This window comes from Shewanella chilikensis (assembly GCF_037953065.1).
Lineage (GTDB): Bacteria > Pseudomonadota > Gammaproteobacteria > Enterobacterales > Shewanellaceae > Shewanella > Shewanella chilikensis.
The window spans coordinates 1,662,281-1,682,543 of sequence record NZ_CP149966.1 but is presented as its reverse complement, the minus strand read 5'-3'; the positions used below and the strand labels follow the sequence as shown (position 1 = coordinate 1,682,543).

The following is a 20,263-nucleotide window of genomic DNA, read 5'->3' as shown; positions in this document are numbered from 1 at the left end:
CCAGTCCAAGGCCTGGATTGGGCCTCTATAACAACCTCAAATACCCCAAAAGGACAAGCAATGAAGCATTTTGAAGCGAATTTTGACGGATTGGTGGGCCCCACCCACAACTATGCAGGCCTGTCGTTCGGCAATGTCGCCTCCCTGAACAATGCCGCCCAGGTAGCCAACCCTAAGGCAGCGGCCAAACAGGGCTTGCAAAAGGGCAAGGCCCTGGCCGACATGGGGATGGTCCAGGGCATGCTGGCGCCGCAAGAACGCCCTGATCTACATACACTACGAAGGATAGGTTTTAACGGCACAGATAAAGAAGTCTTGCAAAAGGCGGCCGAGCAGGCACCAGCTGTGCTCAGAGCCTGTTGTAGTGCTTCCAGCATGTGGACCGCCAATGCCGCAACCGTATCCCCAAGCGCCGATACCCATGATGGCCGCGTTCACTTTACTCCGGCCAACCTGGTGGATAAGTTGCATCGCTCAATCGAGCCGCAAACCACTGGCAACATTCTCAAGGCCATTTTCAGCGACAGTCGCTATTTTGTACACCACCAGCACCTGCCGGAACACAGCAGTTTTGGTGATGAAGGCGCTGCCAACCACACCCGCCTATGTCAGGAATATGGTCATGCCGGAGTCGAAGTCTTTGTTTACGGCCAGGAAGCTACCAGCCCTCAGGCCATAAAACCGAAGAAGTTTCCCGCCAGACAAACGCTGGAAGCCTCACAGGCTATCGCCCGTTTACATCGTCTCGATGAAGACAACACTGTCTTTATTCAACAAAATCCTGAGGTGATAGATCAAGGCGTATTCCACAATGATGTGATCGCTGTCGGTAACCGCAATGTGCTTTTCCATCACGAGCAGGCCTTTGTCGATACCAAGGCCAAGCTGGCAGAGATCCGGGCCAAGCTGGAAGGTGATATCCATTTCATTGAAGTACCGACCGCCAAAGTCAGTATTCAGGATGCGGTCAAATCCTACCTGTTCAACACTCAGCTATTGAGCATGAGTGACGGCAAGATGGTTATCATAGCACCAACCGATTGTGCCGAGAATCCGGCGGTAAAAGCCTATCTGGATGAATTGCTGACTCTGGATACACCAATCCAGAAAGTTGAATATTTTGATGTTAAACAAAGCATGCAAAACGGTGGTGGCCCGGCTTGCCTTCGCCTACGGGTCGCCCTGAATGATGCCGAGTTGGCAGCTATCAATCAACATGTACTGCTCGACGATAACCTGTTTACTCGCCTCAACGCCTGGGTGGACAAACACTACCGCGACCGCTTGTTACCCGCAGACTTGGCCGACCCACAACTGATAGTCGAGTCCCGTACCGCGCTGGATGAACTGACTCAGATAATGAAACTCGGCAGCGTCTATCAGTTCCAGCGATAAGTTTTAGCTTAATTTCTACATTTTAAATCACTTCCGCACAATATCGGCCTCTGTTCATGAGGCCGACTTTTTAGCGGCATAGAAGTGCCACCGTTATCACGGCTGCGACAATATGATGGATTGTCAAAAGCGTGGCCTGGTTGAGATTGAGCGCAAAGGTTACAACAGCGATAGTACCCGCCTCAGTCGCAATCAATTTGGAGAATTACAAGGGTCAAATAAAAAATCGACGCTGGGCGATAAGGATGAAGAAAAAAGCCCCCAAAGTCGGTCAAGCCTCCAACCATAAGGGTGGTCCCTATCAGCAGAAGGAACAAGCGCTGTGGCAAAGTATCTTGGACAAAGAGGGTAAGAAAAACCACCTGGCAATCTTTACCAACACCGAAACTGGCAAGGTACGTTACTTTTGGCAAGATAAATCAGGTAACCTGCTGCCGCCTAAAGAGGGGACACTCCAAGAGTTCACCATCCCTGAGTTTGAGACAGTCAAGAGTACATTTGCCGATGGATTAAACGCATTGAAAGGAAACAAATAACCATGACCAAAAAAATCCCCCAACTCTCGGCGAAGCAGCTTGCTACTGAACTTCAAATTGATCTGGATGATATCGCCCGAAAAAAAGCCTTGGATGAAGCCGGATTTTACAAGGATTATGAAAAAGAAAGTTATTACAGTGGCCGCGGTTTTGATCAAGCCTCTGTGGCCATGTCCTATGCACTGAACCAAAAATTTGATGAGGCCAAGGCCGCTTTCAAAAAAGCCGCCGAGTATCAGTTACGGCCACTGAAAATGGCTTTTGACCCGACTGACCCGGAGTTTATCGGCGAAAAGGTATCTCGAGGAAATCAAGCTATTGATGTTGTCAGTTGTTTCAATTGTGCCATGGCCGCCGGTGAGTTGGCGCTCGCCAAAGAAGCCTGCTTGCTGTACCCGGAAGGGCACTTCCCCGGCAACCCCAAACCGGATACTGCGGATGATTTGGTGCATGCCCTAAAAGCCTGGTTTAACGGCGACCATGATAAGGCCAGTGCCCATTGCCAAAAACGTCTGGACGAATACACCGCCAAGCCCAGCAAAAAAATTACCTTCCGCAGCAATTACTTTACCCTACATCTGGCGCTGTGGGGGATCATTCACAAAGATGCGCTGAGCTTTGAAGATGGGATTAAACGCAACTTGGCTATTTGGCACCATGGCGCCCGTTACGGCGAAGAAAGCGGCACGACTCGTGGTCACTATGCCGAGTTTGCTGTGGCGCTGACCAACTTGGGGATCCACGCCGGAATGGAGCAGCCGGTTGTTGATCTATTCATCCCTCAGGGACTTGTATGGTACAAATCGGCTAAAGCTTAATACTAACACCCCGGGTTGTCGTCCGAGATGTAATCAACAATCGCTAGCAAATCGGCGCGGGCTTGTTTCGACCATTCAAGTTCAGGACTGGCACTTCCTATCGATCAAGGCTTGCACCTCATCCATAATCTGCCGATGAGGTACGCCCGGTTGAGTGTCGGCCAGGGCTTCGCGTACTTGGGCCCGGAACCATTTGTCGTGTGCTTCCGGATCAATGGTCAAACCGGCGGACAAGCCACCTTCTTTGGATACGCGGGTTAAAAAGATACGTACAGCATCCAAGACAGACAAGCCGGGATTATGTCGTCTACACATATGTGTAGAATGGATGTTTGAGCGACCATCGTTATATTATATCTCCTACTGTTAGCTTGACTTTTATCAGGTATCTCAAATGAGATACAGTCAAGAACCATTTTTCTTGCTCTGACTGCGTTGTCGCGTAAGTCCTAACTTGCACTACACTTCCCACTCGAAGATCAATGAGAAGAAAATAATTCTATATAACAGCTAGTTAGAAAAGTGGCCCTTATCGATACCATGCTCAGAATTTTTTTGATTTTTTACGTCTCGTCGACGTTTTAGTTCAGCTTTGGCCCAGGCGGAGGATTCTGCTATATCACGACGAAGCTCTTGTTTCTCTTCGGTAGTAAGCATTCGCGGTCCCGATGTAACTCTAGCCACCTTGTATCTCCAACTTGTCGTTGTAAATTTTAGATAGCGTATCAAAACATGAGTTACCACCAAGGAACCTTAAGCGTATTTTTAGATTATTTTTTATACACATCTTGAAAACCATTAGCATTGACCAAATAGTATACAGTGAGGAATAACCTCATCATAAACAAGGATGAAATCATGGGTTTGAAACCAGGGCCAAAACCAATAGCCAAGTCGACCGGTAAACCAGATCAACGTCGACGTGACAACAAAAAAACTCCAAGAAACACTCCGGGCTTAAAGCCGAGCAAATCCTCGACCAAGTAACGCTACCTCAATATCGAGTCAGAGTAAGCAGTACTGACTCTTTTTGCTAAAATCCAAAACACACTTTTGCCCCCAAACGAGTTGAGTCGTTTTCTGTGGCGAAGTCAAACGCAGACTTTCTCGCCTACAAATTTTCATTCATTTCACTCAAATGTTGTCCTTCTTTGAAATGCCTAAAAGCTGGACGGGTATACAGTCATATTGCAATCATAACGATTTTTGTCCCAACTTTGTGCGCATTTTCACATTTCAAGATAAATAAATATGATTAAAATCATGTAATTACAGAAATATTAGGTTAGATAATAGGTTTGGGAAACGCGCATGCGCGTTTTTCCAGATGGTGAATTTAGCAAAATGCTGATAAGTCGCGAATTCAACTCCGAAGTGCACCACTCGCTAAATTAGGCTGCCTTGCGTAATTCATTGAATACCGCAATAGGTTGCCTGAAGCCGAGGCACTTTCTCGGTCTGGCATTTAATGCCCGTTCAATCTCACTAATTTGCTTATCTGTTACCGTCCGCAAATCGGTGCCTTTCCGTATGTATTGCCGCAGCAAACCGTTGAAGTTTTCATTCAGTCCGCGTTCCCAAGACGAATAAGGGTTAGCGAAGTAAACATCCGTTTTAAGCTTTTCTGCGACCTGTTCGTGGTCACAGAACTCGCTGCCGTTGTCCGCAGTGATAGTTCGAACATAACCTCGATATTTCCACAGCATACCAACCATGGCCCGGGCCACATCGGCTGCGCTTTTCGCTGGCACTTTGCGTATCAGGTACAGCTTACTTTTTCGCTCAACCAGGCTGACAATCGCGCCCGTACCTTGCTTGCCCAGAACCGTGTCAGCTTCCCAGTCTCCGAACCGCTTTTTCTTGTTCACGATAGCGGGACGATGCTCTATGCCTACGCGATTCGGGATAATCACACGCTTCGCACGGTTACCTTTACGGTATCTTCGGTGACTCTGGCGGAGCTGTTTGTACAACTTGCCGCCGCATAATTTATCACGCTGGACATAGCCATAAATCCACTCGTGACTGACGTTATATCCGATGATTTTACCGACACCGGCTATTTGTTCCGGACTCCATTTCTCATTGAGACCGAACTCAACAAAGGTGATGGTCAGTCCAGATATTCTAGACTTCGCGGACTGACAACGGCGTTTTAGTGCCTTCGCCTGAGCGACTTCCGGCAAGTAATGGTTATCCCGAATTCGATTGCGATTTACTTCTCGGCTGATTGTGCTGTGACTGACTTTCAGACGTTTTCCTATCTCCCGATAACTGAAACCCTCGCGTAAATAGGCCTCAATCTGGTATCGTTGTCCCTCGATCAACTGCTTGTAATTCATGGTAACTACTCATGTTTGTTTGGCGACTACAGAGTATCACCAACAGGCAGTTGATCTCTCCTCACCGTTTAACCATGAGTGGTGCACTTATTATCTGAATTCGGGCTCGGCTGATTGTGCTGTGACTGACTTTCAGACGTTTTCCTATCTCCCGATAACTGAAACCCTCGCGTAAATAGGCCTCAATCTGGTATCGTTGTCCCTCGATCAACTGCTTGTAATTCATGGTAACTACTCATGTTTGTTTGGCGACTACAGAGTATCACCAACAGGCAGTTGATCTCTCCTCACCGTTTAACCATGAGTGGTGCACTTATTATCTGAATTCGGGGTTCATTACATACAAATAGTTAACTATGCGCGTTTTCACTGGTCCAACGAGGTAAACGCGCATGCGCACTAATAAAATGTTATGTTTTCATGGAAATTTGAATCAAGGAGAGAGTTATGAAATTAGAAAAACTCGTCATACGTAATTTTCGAGGCATTGGTTTTGCTGAAATCGATATTAATAATTTTACAACTCTTGTGGGTCCAAATAATATCGGAAAGTCAACGATATTAAATGCTATTCACTTAGTGCTTGATAACAAGAAGCCTAAATTAGAGGATTGGCCGGGTCAAAAAGCATCAGATCAACTGATGGAAATTGTATGTGAATTTGGTGATCTTCAGGAATGGGAAAAGAACAAGCCAGCGATATCAAAGTTACTCTTTGGTGATCGGCTAAAGATCCGCGTAACAGCTAAATGGAATGCGGAACAAACCGACTACAGTTACGAATATTCCGTTTATAACACTGAAGCTAAATTTCCGTGGTCGGGCGAAACCTTTTCAAATGCTAAGAAAGATGCAACGTGTAAGGCTATTTTTGATGAGTTAGGGATTACATCAGCTGCGGCCTTCAAAGATAGAACTACTGAGTTGGAGGTTCACGCTTTAGAAAATCATTCAGACCATGTTATTCAGTCTGAAGATTGGCACGTTAAGAAGTTTGCTAACTCATTACAGCAAGCTGTCCCACATGTAATGTATGTTCCCGCAAGTTTCAAAATAGAAGATGAGCTTAAAGCTACAAACAACAGTCCCTTTTCATTTCTTTTTACTAATAAGCTATTTCCACAGGTTAAGAACGATAATACATATAAGGATTACATAACTAAGGCTGAATCACTGCAGAAAAAGTTGAAGGGGCAAGCAGATGATGGTAGCGAAATAGAAGGATTGGGCGATGCACTTGAGCAGGTTTCAACTACGCTGAATCAGATTCTAGACTTTGATTCAAAGGTTAGGCTTGCTGTTGGGGATATTGATATTGAACCTTTGTTTATGAAAGCAGCAACTTTCCTCGTGGATGAGGAAATTGAAACAAGCCTTCAATATCAGGGTAGTGGTGTTCAAAGAGCCTTAGCTTTTGCAATGCTTGAAAGTAATGCCGCGGTTGAATCAGAAGTATCTGGAGAGCAAAGAACGGTTATAGTTTTATATGAGGAGCCAGAGCTTTATATTCACCCACATTTAATGAGAAGGTTAAAATCAACCTTGCAAAAAAGGTCGGACTTACCTAAGTGGCAAGTTATTTGCTCGACACACTCCCCTTTTCTTATAAATCTTGCTGAGAAACCAGAGTCTTTAAAGCTAATAAAAAGGGATAATGGGAACGAGCGGCAAGTTCACCAAGTAAAAAGTGATGTTTTTGAAAATGATGGTGAGTATGACGAACGCACTATCTTGAGAGCCGCGTTAGATTTTCACCCTACAGTTTGCGAAAGCTTGTTTGCAAAACGTGTTGTTTTAGTTGAAGGCGACACAGAGGTGGCAGTATTTAGTATGATTGGTGAATTAGCCAAGAAGCTAGGAGTTGACGGTAGTCTCGATAGAGACGCTACTGTTGTTTCGGCTGGAGGAAAATGGACGATCCCAGCACTGGCTAAAGTACTAAATGCACTAGATATTGATTATCGAGTTATTCATGACACCGACAGGAAAGGACTTTCGGATGATGAACTCGAGGAGAAAGCGGCAATTCATCCGTTTAAGGCCAACGAAAAAATAGCGAACATAGCAAGCGCTGAAAGAGTTTTCTTGGTTGACGACACGTTTGAACACGTACTTTGGGATCAAGAGCAGAATGAATCTGTTAAGTCCACTGATAAACCTTTTAACTCATGGAAGAGAGTGCGTGATTATATCGATGGCACACAAGAATTAACGGAAAGATGTGAGTCAACTCTCAAAGAGATTGTAACCTTTGCATTTTGCGAATAAGACATAACAAAGCCAGTCAGCAGGACGCAGCGAAGCTGCGCCTCTGCTGGCGGGCGTTAACCCATAGATATTTTTATCCGAAGCAGACTAGTTAGAGTTAATGCTTTAACTCGAAATTGTCCAGAAACAAGTTACAGCTTCACCATAATCGGTTTGATGTATGTGGAAATGCGGGCCGGTGCACCATCACCGGTCCGTGTGCTTTCTAACTACTTGCGTCGCCCAAACGGCCAGCGTCTTATTTTGTCGATTTGATCGACCGACCTCGTCATATCCTTGTAGGCACGCCCGGCCAACCTGTTTTGGAATACCTCCATTTTGTCGGCAATGGCTTTCATCTTCAGGCCGTGTCCGATGTTGTGCAGCCACTGCCCCAAAAAACCTATAAAAGTATTCACAAATTGATATAAGTACCAATAGAAAAAAGGCGCCGAAGCGCCTTTTTTTAATCACTATCCCGAGAGGGCTTATTCCCACTCTATTGTAAACAAGACATTTTTATCTTTTATATTCAATGGCTTATTTTCCTGCTAATTGGTAATACCATGAAAAATACCATGCTCAGAAAAGGCTTAACAATATTTTGAAAAATTGCCTACTGAGCGCTGCCGCACAGCTCCATAGGCCGCTTTCCTGGCTTTGCTTCCAGATGTATGCTATTCTGCTCCTGCAGCTAATGGATCACCGCAAACAGGTTACTCGCCTGGGGATTCCCTTTCGACCCGAGCATCCGTATGAGACTCATGCTCGATTATTATTATTATAGAAGCCCCCATGAATAAATCGCTCATCATTTTCGGCATCGTCAACATAACCTCGGACAGTTTCTCCGATGGAGGCCGGTATCTGGCGCCAGACGCAGCCATTGCGCAGGCGCGTAAGCTGATGGCCGAGGGGGCAGATGTGATCGACCTCGGTCCGGCATCCAGCAATCCCGACGCCGCGCCTGTTTCGTCCGACACAGAAATCGCGCGTATCGCGCCGGTGCTGGACGCGCTCAAGGCAGATGGCATTCCCGTCTCGCTCGACAGTTATCAACCCGCGACGCAAGCCTATGCCTTGTCGCGTGGTGTAGCCTATCTCAATGATATTCGCGGTTTTCCAGACGCTGCGTTCTATCCGCAATTGGCGAAATCATCTGCCAAACTCGTCGTTATGCATTCGGTGCAAGACGGGCAGGCAGATCGGCGCGAGGCACCCGCTGGCGACATCATGGATCACATTGCGGCGTTCTTTGACGCGCGCATCGCGGCGCTGACGGGTGCCGGTATCAAACGCAACCGCCTTGTCCTTGATCCCGGCATGGGGTTTTTTCTGGGGGCTGCTCCCGAAACCTCGCTCTCGGTGCTGGCGCGGTTCGATGAATTGCGGCTGCGCTTCGATTTGCCGGTGCTTCTGTCTGTTTCGCGCAAATCCTTTCTGCGCGCGCTCACAGGCCGTGGTCCGGGGGATGTCGGGGCCGCGACACTCGCTGCAGAGCTTGCCGCCGCCGCAGGTGGAGCTGACTTCATCCGCACACACGAGCCGCGCCCCTTGCGCGACGGGCTGGCGGTATTGGCGGCGCTGAAAGAAACCGCAAGAATTCGTTAACTGCACATTCGGGATATTTCTCTATATTCGCGCTTCATCAGAAAACTGAAGGAACCTCCATTGAATCGAACTAATATTTTTTTTGGTGAATCGCATTCTGACTGGTTGCCTGTCAGAGGCGGAGAATCTGGTGATTTTGTTTTTCGACGTGGTGACGGGCATGCCTTCGCGAAAATCGCACCTGCTTCCCGCCGCGGTGAGCTCGCTGGAGAGCGTGACCGCCTCATTTGGCTCAAAGGTCGAGGTGTGGCTTGCCCCGAGGTGATCAACTGGCAGGAGGAACAGGAGGGTGCATGCTTGGTGATAACGGCAATTCCGGGAGTACCGGCGGCTGATCTGTCTGGAGCGGATTTGCTCAAAGCGTGGCCGTCAATGGGGCAGCAACTTGGCGCTGTTCACAGCCTATCGGTTGATCAATGTCCGTTTGAGCGCAGGCTGTCGCGAATGTTCGGACGCGCCGTTGATGTGGTGTCCCGCAATGCCGTCAATCCCGACTTCTTACCGGACGAGGACAAGAGTACGCCGCAGCTCGATCTTTTGGCTCGTGTCGAACGAGAGCTACCGGTGCGGCTCGACCAAGAGCGCACCGATATGGTTGTTTGCCATGGTGATCCCTGCATGCCGAACTTCATGGTGGACCCTAAAACTCTTCAATGCACGGGTCTGATCGACCTTGGGCGGCTCGGAACAGCAGATCGCTATGCCGATTTGGCACTCATGATTGCTAACGCCGAAGAGAACTGGGCAGCGCCAGATGAAGCAGAGCGCGCCTTCGCTGTCCTATTCAATGTATTGGGGATCGAAGCCCCCGACCGCGAACGCCTTGCCTTCTATCTGCGATTGGACCCTCTGACTTGGGGTTGATGTTCATGCCGCCTGTTTTTCCTGCTCATTGGCACGTTTCGCAACCTGTTCTCATTGCGGACACCTTTTCCAGCCTCGTTTGGAAAGTTTCATTGCCAGACGGGACTCCTGCAATCGTCAAGGGATTGAAACCTATAGAAGACATTGCTGATGAACTGCGCGGGGCCGACTATCTGGTATGGCGCAATGGGAGGGGAGCAGTCCGGTTGCTCGGTCGTGAGAACAATCTGATGTTGCTCGAATATGCCGGGGAGCGAATGCTCTCTCACATCGTTGCCGAGCACGGCGACTACCAGGCGACCGAAATTGCAGCGGAACTAATGGCGAAGCTGTATGCCGCATCTGAGGAACCCCTGCCTTCTGCCCTTCTCCCGATCCGGGATCGCTTTGCAGCTTTGTTTCAGCGGGCGCGCGATGATCAAAACGCAGGTTGTCAAACTGACTACGTCCACGCGGCGATTATAGCCGATCAAATGATGAGCAATGCCTCGGAACTGCGTGGGCTACATGGCGATCTGCATCATGAAAACATCATGTTCTCCAGTCGCGGCTGGCTGGTGATAGATCCCGTCGGTCTGGTCGGTGAAGTGGGCTTTGGCGCCGCCAATATGTTCTACGATCCGGCTGACAGAGACGACCTTTGTCTCGATCCTAGACGCATTGCACAGATGGCGGACGCATTCTCTCGTGCGCTGGACGTCGATCCGCGTCGCCTGCTCGACCAGGCGTACGCTTATGGGTGCCTTTCCGCAGCTTGGAACGCGGATGGAGAAGAGGAGCAACGCGATCTAGCTATCGCGGCCGCGATCAAGCAGGTGCGACAGACGTCATACTAGATATCAAGCGACTTCTCCTATCCCCTGGGAACACATCAATCTTACCGGAGAATATCGTTGGCCAAAGCCTTAGCGTAGGATTTCGCCCTCTCCCGCAAACGACCCCTATTTGCGGAACTGCGGGCGTGGCGCTGTTGGTGTTGACACCAAACGCAGCGCTAGATCCTGTCGGCGTCGCAGCGGGCCTGGCGGGGGCGGTTTCCATGGCGTTCGGAACCGTGCTGACCCGCAAGTGGCAACCTCCCGTGCCTCTGCTCACCTTTACCGCCTGGCAACTGGCGGCCGGAGGACTTCTGCTCGTTCCAGTAGCTTTAGTGTTTGATCCGCCAATCCCGATGCCTACAGGAACCAATGTTCTCGGCCTGGCGTGGCTCGGCCTGATCGGAGCGGGTTTAACCTACTTCCTTTGGTTCCGGGGGATCTCGCGACTCGAACCTACAGTTGTTTCCTTACTGGGCTTTCTCAGCCCGGGGACCGCCGTGTTGCTAGGATGGTTGTTCTTGGATCAGACGCTGAGTGCGCTTCAAATCATCGGCGTCCTGCTCGTGATCGGGAGTATCTGGCTGGGCCAACGTTCCAACCGCACTCCTAGGGCGCGTATAGCTTGCCGGAAGTCGCCTTGACCCGCATGGCATAGGCCTATCGTTTCCACGATCAGCGATCGGCTCGTTGCCCTGCGCCGCTCCAAAGCCCGCGACGCAGCGCCGGCAGGCAGAGCAAGTAGAGGGCAGCGCCTGCAATCCATGCCCACCCGTTCCACGTTGTTATAGAAGCCGCATAGATCGCCGTGAAGAGGAGGGGTCCGACGATCGAGGTCAGGCTGGTGAGCGCCGCCAGTGAGCCTTGCAGCTGCCCCTGACGTTCCTCATCCACCTGCCTGGACAACATTGTTTGCAGCGCCGGCATTCCGATGCCACCCGAAGCAAGCAGGACCATGATCGGGAACGCCATCCATCCCCGTGTCGCGAAGGCAAGCAGGATGTAGCCTGTGCCGTCGGCAATCATTCCGAGCATGAGTGCCCGCCTTTCGCCGAGCCGGGCGGCTACAGGGCCGGTGATCATTGCCTGGGCGAGTGAATGCAGAATGCCAAATGCGGCAAGCGAAATGCCGATCGTGGTCGCGTCCCAGTGAAAGCGATCCTCGCCGAAAATGACCCAAAGCGCGGCCGGCACCTGTCCGACAAGTTGCATGATGAAGAAGACCGCCATCAGGGCGGCGACGACGGTCATGCCCCGGGCCCACCGGAACGAAGCGAGCGGGTTGAGAGCCTCCCGGCGTAACGGCCGGCGTTCGCCTTTGTGCGACTCCGGCAAAAGGAAACAGCCCGTCAGGAAATTGAGGCCGTTCAAGGCTGCCGCGGCGAAGAACGGAGCGTGGGGGGAGAAACCGCCCATCAGCCCACCGAGCACAGGTCCCGCGACCATCCCGAACCCGAAACAGGCGCTCATGAAGCCGAAGTGCCGCGCGCGCTCATCGCCATCAGTGATATCGGCAATATAAGCGCCGGCTACCGCCCCAGTCGCCCCGGTGATGCCGGCCACGATCCGCCCGATATAGAGAACCCAAAGGAAAGGCGCCGTCGCCATGATGGCGTAGTCGACAGCAGCGCCGGCCAGCGAGACGAGCAAGACCGGCCGCCGCCCGAAACGATCCGACAGCGCGCCCAGCACAGGTGCGCAGGCAAATTGCATCAACGCATACAGCGCCAGCAGAATGCCATAGTGGGCGGTGACGTCGTTCGAGTGAACCAGATCGCGCAGGAGGCCCGGCAGCACCGGCATAATCAGGCCGATGCCGACAGCGTCGAGCGCGACAGTGCTCAGAATTACGATCAGGGGTCTGTTGGGTTTCACGTCTGGCCTCCGGACCAGCCTCCGCTGGTCCGATTGAACGCGCGGATTCTTTATCACTGATAAGTTGGTGGACATATTATGTTTATCAGTGATAAAGTGTCAAGCATGACAAAGTTGCAGCCGAATACAGTGATCCGTGCCGCCCTGGACCTGTTGAACGAGGTCGGCGTAGACGGTCTGACGACACGCAAACTGGCGGAACGGTTGGGGGTTCAGCAGCCGGCGCTTTACTGGCACTTCAGGAACAAGCGGGCGCTGCTCGACGCACTGGCCGAAGCCATGCTGGCGGAGAATCATACGCATTCGGTGCCGAGAGCCGACGACGACTGGCGCTCATTTCTGATCGGGAATGCCCGCAGCTTCAGGCAGGCGCTGCTCGCCTACCGCGATGGCGCGCGCATCCATGCCGGCACGCGACCGGGCGCACCGCAGATGGAAACGGCCGACGCGCAGCTTCGCTTCCTCTGCGAGGCGGGTTTTTCGGCCGGGGACGCCGTCAATGCGCTGATGACAATCAGCTACTTCACTGTTGGGGCCGTGCTTGAGGAGCAGGCCGGCGACAGCGATGCCGGCGAGCGCGGCGGCACCGTTGAACAGGCTCCGCTCTCGCCGCTGTTGCGGGCCGCGATAGACGCCTTCGACGAAGCCGGTCCGGACGCAGCGTTCGAGCAGGGACTCGCGGTGATTGTCGATGGATTGGCGAAAAGGAGGCTCGTTGTCAGGAACGTTGAAGGACCGAGAAAGGGTGACGATTGATCAGGACCGCTGCCGGAGCGCAACCCACTCACTACAGCAGAGCCATGTAGACAACATCCCCTCCCCCTTTCCACCGCGTCAGACGCCCGTAGCAGCCCGCTACGGGCTTTTTCATGCCCTGCCCTAGCCGTCCAAGCCTCACGGCCGCGCTCGGCCTCTCTGGCGAGGCGGATGTGACGCGGGTGCGCTTCGTGAAATCAGCCCAGCGGCTCGGATTCAGCCTCGACGAGATCGCAGAGCTGCTGAGGCTGGATGACGGCACCCACTGCGAGGAAGCCAGCAGCCTGGCCGAGCACAAGCTTCAGGACGTGCGCGAAAAAATGACCGACCTGGCGCGCATGGAAACCGTGCTATCCGAACTTGTGTTCGCCTGCCATGCGCGGCAAGGGAACGTTTCTTGCCCGCTGATTGCTTCGCTGCAAGGGGAGAAAGAGCCGCGTGGTGCCGACGCGGTGTAGCCGAGGGTAGTTACGCCTTAGCGTGCTTTATTTAATGAGATGGTCACTCCCTCCTTCCCAGTACTATGCTGAGGACAGGCTTTCATTCGGAGAACCATCATGGAAAACATTGCGCTTATTGGTATCGATCTGGGTAAGAACTCTTTCCATATTCATTGTCAGGATCATCGTGGGAAGGCCGTTTACCGTAAAAAATTCACCCGACCAAAGCTAATCGAATTTCTGGCGACATGCCCGGCAACAACCATCGCGATGGAAGCCTGTGGCGGTTCTCACTTTATGGCACGCAAGCTGGCAGAGTTAGGGCATTTTCCAAAGCTGATATCACCGCAATTTGTCCGCCCATTCGTTAAAAGCAACAAAAATGACTTCGTTGATGCTGAAGCTATCTGTGAAGCAGCATCACGTCCATCTATGCGTTTCGTGCAGCCCAGAACCGAATCTCAGCAGGCAATGCGAGCTCTGCATCGTGTCCGTGAATCCCTGGTTCAGGATAAGGTGAAAACAACTAATCAGATGCATGCTTTTCTGCTGGAATTTGGTATCAGCGTTCCGCGAGGTGCTGCCGTTATTAGTCGACTGAGTACCCTTCTTGAGGACAGTAGTTTGCCTCTTTATCTCAGCCAGTTACTGCTGAAATTACAACAGCATTATCACTATCTTGTTGAGCAGATTAAAGATCTGGAATCTCAGTTGAAACGAAAGTTGGACGAAGATGAGGTTGGACAGCGCTTGCTGAGTATTCCCTGCGTTGGAACGCTGACTGCCAGTACTATTTCAACTGAGATTGGCGACGGGAAGCAGTACGCCAGCAGCCGTGACTTTGCGGCGGCAACAGGGCTGGTACCCCGACAGTACAGCACGGGAGGTCGGACGACATTGTTAGGGATTAGCAAGCGGGGCAACAAAAAGATCCGAACTTTGTTGGTTCAGTGTGCCAGGGTATTCATACAAAAACTGGAACACCAGTCTGGCAAGTTGGCCGACTGGGTCAGGGAGTTGTTGTGTCGGAAAAGCAACTTTGTCGTCACCTGTGCTCTGGCAAACAAGCTGGCCAGAATAGCCTGGGCACTGACGGCGCGACAGCAAACTTACGAAGCATAAAGGCAGAAATACACCAGTTTAAACAATCATTCATCTGGTTTTGCGAATACTGATATTGATGATACTAACGGCCCACCGGCCTGTTGAGGAACCTGTAAAACGGAAAGGCTCATTGAAGCCGTATATTTTCTGGAGGTTCATCAGGCGCGGAACTCATCGAGGCGCGGGAATAAAATCCCATTCAGACGCCGGATAGATTCAAGCAAGCCAACTTGTCGTCAAAATCGGTGTTGCAAAAACGGGAGTGACCATAGATTCCGTTTTCTGAGACGACCCCTTCATGCCGCCTGTTTTTCCTGCTCATTGGCACGTTTCGCAACCTGTTCTCATTGCGGACACCTTTTCCAGCCTCGTTTGGAAAGTTTCATTGCCAGACGGGACTCCTGCAATCGTCAAGGGATTGAAACCTATAGAAGACATTGCTGATGAACTGCGCGGGGCCGACTATCTGGTATGGCGCAATGGGAGGGGAGCAGTCCGGTTGCTCGGTCGTGAGAACAATCTGATGTTGCTCGAATATGCCGGGGAGCGAATGCTCTCTCACATCGTTGCCGAGCACGGCGACTACCAGGCGACCGAAATTGCAGCGGAACTAATGGCGAAGCTGTATGCCGCATCTGAGGAACCCCTGCCTTCTGCCCTTCTCCCGATCCGGGATCGCTTTGCAGCTTTGTTTCAGCGGGCGCGCGATGATCAAAACGCAGGTTGTCAAACTGACTACGTCCACGCGGCGATTATAGCCGATCAAATGATGAGCAATGCCTCGGAACTGCGTGGGCTACATGGCGATCTGCATCATGAAAACATCATGTTCTCCAGTCGCGGCTGGCTGGTGATAGATCCCGTCGGTCTGGTCGGTGAAGTGGGCTTTGGCGCCGCCAATATGTTCTACGATCCGGCTGACAGAGACGACCTTTGTCTCGATCCTAGACGCATTGCACAGATGGCGGACGCATTCTCTCGTGCGCTGGACGTCGATCCGCGTCGCCTGCTCGACCAGGCGTACGCTTATGGGTGCCTTTCCGCAGCTTGGAACGCGGATGGAGAAGAGGAGCAACGCGATCTAGCTATCGCGGCCGCGATCAAGCAGGTGCGACAGACGTCATACTAGATATCAAGCGACTTCTCCTATCCCCTGGGAACACATCAATCTCACCGGAGAATATCGCTGGCCAAAGCCTTAGCGTAGGATTCCGCCCCTTCCCGCAAACGACCCCAAACAGGAAACGCAGCTGAAACGGGAAGCTCAACACCCACTGACGCATGGGTTGTTCAGGCAGTACTTCATCAACCAGCAAGGCGGCACTTTCGGCCATCCGCCGCGCCCCACAGCTCGGGCAGAAACCGCGACGCTTACAGCTGAAAGCGACCAGGTGCTCGGCGTGGCAAGACTCGCAGCGAACCCGTAGAAAGCCATGCTCCAGCCGCCCGCATTGGAGAAATTCTTCAAATTCCCGTTGCACATAGCCCGGCAATTCCTTTCCCTGCTCTGCCATAAGCGCAGCGAATGCCGGGTAATACTCGTCAACGATCTGATAGAGAAGGGTTTGCTCGGGTCGGTGGCTCTGGTAACGACCAGTATCCCGATCCCGGCTGGCCGTCCTGGCCGCCACATGAGGCATGTTCCGCGTCCTTGCAATACTGTGTTTACATACAGTCTATCGCTTAGCGGAAAGTTCTTTTACCCTCAGCCGAAATGCCTGCCGTTGCTAGACATTGCCAGCCAGTGCCCGTCACTCCGCGGTCTTCACTGCGTGATCGAGTTGATCGACACCCGCCGTGACACGCTCCATGAAGTGCCTGCCTGCGTCTGTTAGCCGAACGCCCCGCGCATGGCGCTCAAATAGCAGGACACCAAGGTTATCCTCCAGCGCTTTCACACGCGCGCTGACGCTCGACTGGCTGATACCAAGTGCCTTGGCCGCATGCCGAAAATTCAGATGCTCGGCGACGGCGATGAACTGAACAAGGGAAATGAGCGGTATCCTGCCAGACAGGATACCGACATTCACGAGGTTTCGATGGTTAGTGCGCCGCATCGGAGCGGGCCTGCTACCAGTCGTCGGTTAGACGACTGGCGACTTCTCGGTGGCAGCCCCACGGAGCCGAAGGAGCACCAGCCCCAACGAAACCAGTACCGCCATCGCCGTGGCGTAACAGATCACGGGCCACGCTGTGTCACCGTTTAAAAGTGCCACCGCCAATGTCCCGACAATGCTGACTATCAGGCTTTGAACGCAGAAGTAGAACGCGACCGCTGATCCCGCGATGTCGTCGAACTCTGCCAAAGCGCCGTTCGCGGTAACGGACACCGTGAAGACAATACCGACCGCGACAACCCACATCGGTAGGATGAAGGTGAGGAATGACGGCGAGCCGTAAAGTTCGCCGATCCCCAACAGGACCGCTCCGCAAACAAGCAACGCCATCCCACGCGCCACGCATCCTGCGATGCCCCATCTGGCGACAAAGGACTTCGCGAAACGGGTTGTCACGATCATTACAAGCGCGACAGTGGCGAAGGCAAAGCTGAATCCGATCTCGGAATATTCCGCTTGGCCTATGAGCACACGGGTAGCCGTCGAGAAGAAGACGAAGTAGGTGCCCATACCGGCGCTAAAGCCGACAGTGTAAACCCAAAAAGCCGGACTCGCGAAGATCGGCAAGACAGATCGGCGCGTCTTGACTTGATCCAGAGGGCGGGTTTCGTGCCACCTGAAACCCGCATTTAGGAGTGCGAGCATCGCCAGTATAGCCAAAGTAATGAATATCGCCTGCCATCCCAAGAACTCGCCGATCAATGCTCCGGCGATAGGGCCGAGCGCAGGCACGAACGCCAGCATCGAACTGAAAAGGCCGTAGATGACGACACCCTCAGGACGGTTGGCATAAACGTCGCGAACCGTCGCGAACGTCGCCACCAGCATGGCCGACGCGCCCACTGCTTGAAGTAGACGGAAAGCGACAAAGGCCGGTGCAGTTGAAGACCAAGCTGCTCCCAGAGACGCAATGACGAAAGCCGTTGCGCCCGCAAGTAGAATTGGCCGTCGCCCGATTCTGTCTGAGAGCGGACCAAAAATCACCTGGCCCACGCCGAGCATCACCATATAGAGGCTCAACGTGAGTTGGATCATAGCGGGCGTCGTGTTCAGGATGCCGGGCATCGCTGGAACGACAGGGAGATAAATATCCATCGCCAGTGAAGCGAGGATGTCGAAAGGAGCCATCAGCAGCAGTGCTGCCGGCAGCGTATAGGCCCACGCGGGGCGTGTGGTGGTCATGACGAATCAACCCTCGATTAAGGAATACCGGGCGACGTCTGCTCGTCAGCAATCAGATGAGACTAGCCTTACAGAGCGCCGCAACAACAATACTGGTTGTTGCGGCTTACTTGTCTGCTGACTTGGAATTTCCCATCTGATTACTCCACGCTTACGAATATGAATTGCTACATTTTATCCGATTATCTTTTGCTTCGCAATGCGGCATGGGCGCACTCAGCGTTCCAGCCCCCTCTGCCGCCCTAACTGCCACGACACCGACCCGCCCTGCACGATGCCCATAACCTCGCGGCCGAGTTGGCGGTCGATGATCGGCCGCCACGGGACAAGGGTGAACTCATGGGATTTCTCGACCACGGCGAACTTGCCGCTCGATAGATGCACGGTTCCGGTAAACTTGCCGCTGACGCTCTCGCCGTCCGTGGCGGCGCGGAACGGCAGGCCCTTACTCAAAGCCATATCCGATCCGACGCCGGCTACCTCGCGCTCCCGCAGGATGGCGAGAAGGTTGCGCCGGTAGAAGACGCGGCTGTCCCGGCTGCGGGTGGCGTCGCCCTGTTCGATATGGTGCTCGCGGCGCTGGTCCATGGCTTCGCGGACTTGTTGCCCGAAGCCGGTTGGCGCAAGGTCGGCCGTCTCGCCGTGGATCAGCCGCCGGTCCAGCCAGGTCGCGCCGTCCGATCCGATCTGTTTGTTCAGATCGACCGGGGAAAGGACGCGAACGCTGGCCTGACTGTCTCGGCCGGCGTCATGGGCGGCGGCACGGCTGACCAGATCATCGGGGATGCGCCATTGGTCGGCGTCGATCCGCTCGACGATACCGGCCCGGCGTAGCGCCTCCAGCCGGCGCACATGGGCATCGACATAGCCCTCATAGTCGCCGCCTGGAACGCGGCACGTATAGGAAGAATAAACGCCCTTTTCACCCAAGTCCAACAGCTTTGGACCGCAGTTGACTCTTTCGACACCCCTGCGATGCAACCCAATCCGGCTGACGGGGAGCCAGCAACGCTGAAAATTTACCCTCCTCTTTCCCACTAGCGGCTCCTTTTCCGACAACCAGCACGGCGGATCCCTGCCGCGGCGCTGTGAACGCAGCATTTTGATTGGTATCGTTGGCCTTCAGGCTCGTCAGTCAAACAGACCCAGGAGCAGCTCAGCCGGTGGCGCCCGGCTTTCGGGTAACGCCCTGGTCCCGCTGGTTTCGGCTTTGTGCTTCAGGTGATCAAGGATCTGCTTGATCACTATAGGGTCTTCAATGCAGGCGATGACTTTCATGGCGCCGCCGCAGCCGCTGCAGGTCTCGATGTCGATATTGAAAACACGCTTGAGCCGTTGCGCCCATGTCATCGACGCTCGCCGTTGTGCTGGTGTTGCCGGTTCATCAGCCACCCTGACCTTGTTGCCCCTGCCCCGTTTTGCCGGCGTGACCAACGCCCGGTGCCGACTGTTGGGTGCGAACACCCCGTGGAAGCGGGTTAGGTTGACTCTGGGCTTCGGTACCAGGGCGGCCAGCCTTGCAATGAAATCCAATGGTTCGAAAATGACGTGCGTGGTGCCGTCCCGGTACGGCGTCTTGAGCTGGTAGCGCACGTTGCCGCCTCGTGTTAACGACAGCCGCTTCTCGGATACCGCCGGGCGGCTGATGTACCGGCACAGCCGTTCGAGCTTCTTGCGTTCATCGGCCCTGGCCGCCACGCCGGCGTGCAGGCTGGACCCGGCTACCTTGCCAATCCCGTCACCGAACGGATCACCACTGGTCGGCAGAGTTTGCAAAGTGAACACCTTTCGCCCCGCCTGTGAACCGACAGCGATACGGTAAGTGATCGAGTGCCCCAGCAGGGGTGTCATCGGGTCGTCATCCACCGCATCCGAGGCCAGATAGCTGTTTTCGACATCCCGTTCCAGCAGGCCTTGCCGTTCCAGATAGCGACCCACCCGGTGGGCGATGGTGTGCGTCAGCTGGGTGAGCTCTGGGCTGGTCGGCGCCTTGACCCAGCGGAAACGCGCTGAGCCGTGGGATTGCTCGACATACACACCGTCGAGAAACAGCATGTGGAAGTGAACATTCAGATTGAGCGCCGATCCAAAACGCTGGATCAGGGTGACCGCGCCCGTCTTGGCCACTTGGTGGGTATGGCCCGCTTTCTTGACCAGGTGC

At 53.2% G+C, this 20,263-nt stretch carries 16 protein-coding genes and 5 pseudogenes; 12 read left to right on the top strand and 9 right to left on the bottom strand.

The window, feature by feature from the left end:
• The first annotated feature begins 60 nt into the window (after positions 1-60).
• The 3 genes from astB to WKR14_RS07735 all read left to right on the top strand — a co-directional run bounded on the left by astB (position 61) and on the right by WKR14_RS07735 (position 2,749).
• Positions 61-1,395 (top strand): N-succinylarginine dihydrolase, encoded by a 1,335-nt coding sequence (gene astB / locus WKR14_RS07745; protein ID WP_339087591.1) that lies wholly within the window; start codon positions 61-63, stop codon positions 1,393-1,395.
• Between the two features lie 245 nt (positions 1,396-1,640).
• Positions 1,641-1,931 carry a hypothetical protein gene (locus tag WKR14_RS07740; protein WP_226565710.1) on the top strand — a complete coding sequence of 97 codons (291 nt, stop codon included), beginning with the start codon at positions 1,641-1,643 and terminating at the stop codon, positions 1,929-1,931.
• A gap of 2 nt (positions 1,932-1,933) precedes the next feature.
• The gene (locus WKR14_RS07735) at positions 1,934-2,749 is read left to right on the top strand and encodes a hypothetical protein (RefSeq protein WP_226565711.1); all 816 of its coding nucleotides are present in this window, start codon (positions 1,934-1,936) and stop codon (positions 2,747-2,749) included.
• Positions 2,750-2,830: 81 nt separating this feature from the next.
• Here the strand turns inward: WKR14_RS07735 and WKR14_RS07730 are convergent, their stop codons facing one another.
• The 3 genes and pseudogenes from WKR14_RS07730 to WKR14_RS07720 form a co-directional block, all read right to left on the bottom strand.
• Complete coding sequence (locus WKR14_RS07730; RefSeq protein WP_226565712.1) at positions 2,831-3,064, bottom strand: type II toxin-antitoxin system antitoxin, RelB/DinJ family; 234 nt, start codon at positions 3,062-3,064, stop codon at positions 2,831-2,833.
• A gap of 1,076 nt (positions 3,065-4,140) precedes the next feature.
• Positions 4,141-5,091: an IS30 family transposase gene (locus WKR14_RS07725; protein WP_115389073.1), complete on the bottom strand. Its 951-nt coding sequence runs from the start codon at positions 5,089-5,091 to the stop codon at positions 4,141-4,143.
• 106 nt (positions 5,092-5,197) lie between these two features.
• Positions 5,198-5,317, bottom strand: a pseudogene (locus WKR14_RS07720) (helix-turn-helix domain-containing protein); the annotation flags it as partial.
• Between the two features lie 221 nt (positions 5,318-5,538).
• Between WKR14_RS07720 and WKR14_RS07715 the strand changes: the two are divergent.
• From WKR14_RS07715 to WKR14_RS07695, 5 genes and pseudogenes are all read left to right on the top strand, one after another.
• Entirely contained in the window at positions 5,539-7,359 is a 1,821-nt protein-coding gene (locus WKR14_RS07715) for an ATP-dependent nuclease (RefSeq protein WP_339087589.1), read from the top strand.
• Positions 7,360-8,133: 774 nt separating this feature from the next.
• The gene (gene sul2, locus WKR14_RS07710) at positions 8,134-8,949 is read left to right on the top strand and encodes a sulfonamide-resistant dihydropteroate synthase Sul2 (RefSeq protein ID WP_001043260.1); all 816 of its coding nucleotides are present in this window, start codon (positions 8,134-8,136) and stop codon (positions 8,947-8,949) included.
• Positions 8,950-9,009: 60 nt separating this feature from the next.
• Entirely contained in the window at positions 9,010-9,813 is an 804-nt protein-coding gene (gene aph(3'')-Ib, locus WKR14_RS07705) for an aminoglycoside O-phosphotransferase APH(3'')-Ib (RefSeq protein ID WP_001082319.1), read from the top strand.
• On the top strand, positions 9,813-10,649 hold the full coding sequence (locus WKR14_RS07700) for an aminoglycoside O-phosphotransferase APH(6)-Id (RefSeq protein ID WP_000480968.1): 837 nt from the start codon (positions 9,813-9,815) through the stop codon (positions 10,647-10,649). The genes aph(3'')-Ib and WKR14_RS07700 overlap by 1 nt, the downstream gene beginning before the upstream one ends.
• A gap of 107 nt (positions 10,650-10,756) precedes the next feature.
• Positions 10,757-11,272, top strand: a pseudogene (locus WKR14_RS07695) (DMT family transporter); the annotation flags it as partial.
• 31 nt (positions 11,273-11,303) lie between these two features.
• On the opposite strand, the gene tet(A) reads toward WKR14_RS07695, so the two are convergent.
• A complete protein-coding gene (tet(A), locus tag WKR14_RS07690; RefSeq protein WP_276396203.1) occupies positions 11,304-12,503 on the bottom strand; it encodes a tetracycline efflux MFS transporter Tet(A) in 1,200 nt (399 codons plus the stop codon).
• Between the two features lie 105 nt (positions 12,504-12,608).
• Here tet(A) and tetR(A) point away from each other — a divergent pair, with 105 nt between their 5' ends.
• The 4 genes and pseudogenes from tetR(A) (at position 12,609) to WKR14_RS07665 (ending at position 15,932) form a co-directional block, all read left to right on the top strand.
• On the top strand, positions 12,609-13,259 hold the full coding sequence (gene tetR(A), locus WKR14_RS07685) for a tetracycline resistance transcriptional repressor TetR(A) (RefSeq protein ID WP_000164043.1): 651 nt from the start codon (positions 12,609-12,611) through the stop codon (positions 13,257-13,259).
• Positions 13,260-13,386: 127 nt separating this feature from the next.
• Positions 13,387-13,717 (top strand): annotated as a pseudogene (locus tag WKR14_RS07675) (MerR family DNA-binding protein); the annotation flags it as partial.
• A gap of 99 nt (positions 13,718-13,816) precedes the next feature.
• Positions 13,817-14,821: an IS110-like element IS5075 family transposase gene (locus tag WKR14_RS07670; RefSeq protein WP_000427614.1), complete on the top strand. Its 1,005-nt coding sequence runs from the start codon at positions 13,817-13,819 to the stop codon at positions 14,819-14,821.
• A gap of 280 nt (positions 14,822-15,101) precedes the next feature.
• Positions 15,102-15,932, top strand: coding sequence for an APH(6)-I family aminoglycoside O-phosphotransferase (locus WKR14_RS07665; protein WP_001391758.1), 831 nt, complete (start codon positions 15,102-15,104; stop codon positions 15,930-15,932).
• Positions 15,933-16,038: 106 nt separating this feature from the next.
• On the opposite strand, the pseudogene WKR14_RS07660 reads toward WKR14_RS07665, so the two are convergent.
• The 5 genes and pseudogenes from WKR14_RS07660 to WKR14_RS07640 all read right to left on the bottom strand — a co-directional run.
• Positions 16,039-16,443: pseudogene (locus WKR14_RS07660) on the bottom strand (IS91 family transposase); the annotation flags it as partial.
• 111 nt (positions 16,444-16,554) lie between these two features.
• Positions 16,555-16,860, bottom strand: a complete 306-nt coding sequence (locus WKR14_RS07655) for a LysR family transcriptional regulator (RefSeq protein WP_001255015.1) — start codon at positions 16,858-16,860, stop codon at positions 16,555-16,557.
• 27 nt (positions 16,861-16,887) lie between these two features.
• Positions 16,888-18,102 (bottom strand): chloramphenicol/florfenicol efflux MFS transporter FloR, encoded by a 1,215-nt coding sequence (floR, locus tag WKR14_RS07650; RefSeq protein WP_000214121.1) that lies wholly within the window; start codon positions 18,100-18,102, stop codon positions 16,888-16,890.
• Positions 18,103-18,318: 216 nt separating this feature from the next.
• Positions 18,319-19,203 (bottom strand): DUF3363 domain-containing protein, encoded by an 885-nt coding sequence (locus WKR14_RS07645; protein WP_001447541.1) that lies wholly within the window; start codon positions 19,201-19,203, stop codon positions 18,319-18,321.
• A gap of 30 nt (positions 19,204-19,233) precedes the next feature.
• Positions 19,234-20,262, bottom strand: a pseudogene (locus tag WKR14_RS07640) (IS91-like element ISCR2 family transposase); the annotation flags it as partial.
• Position 20,263: the final 1 nt, after the last annotated feature.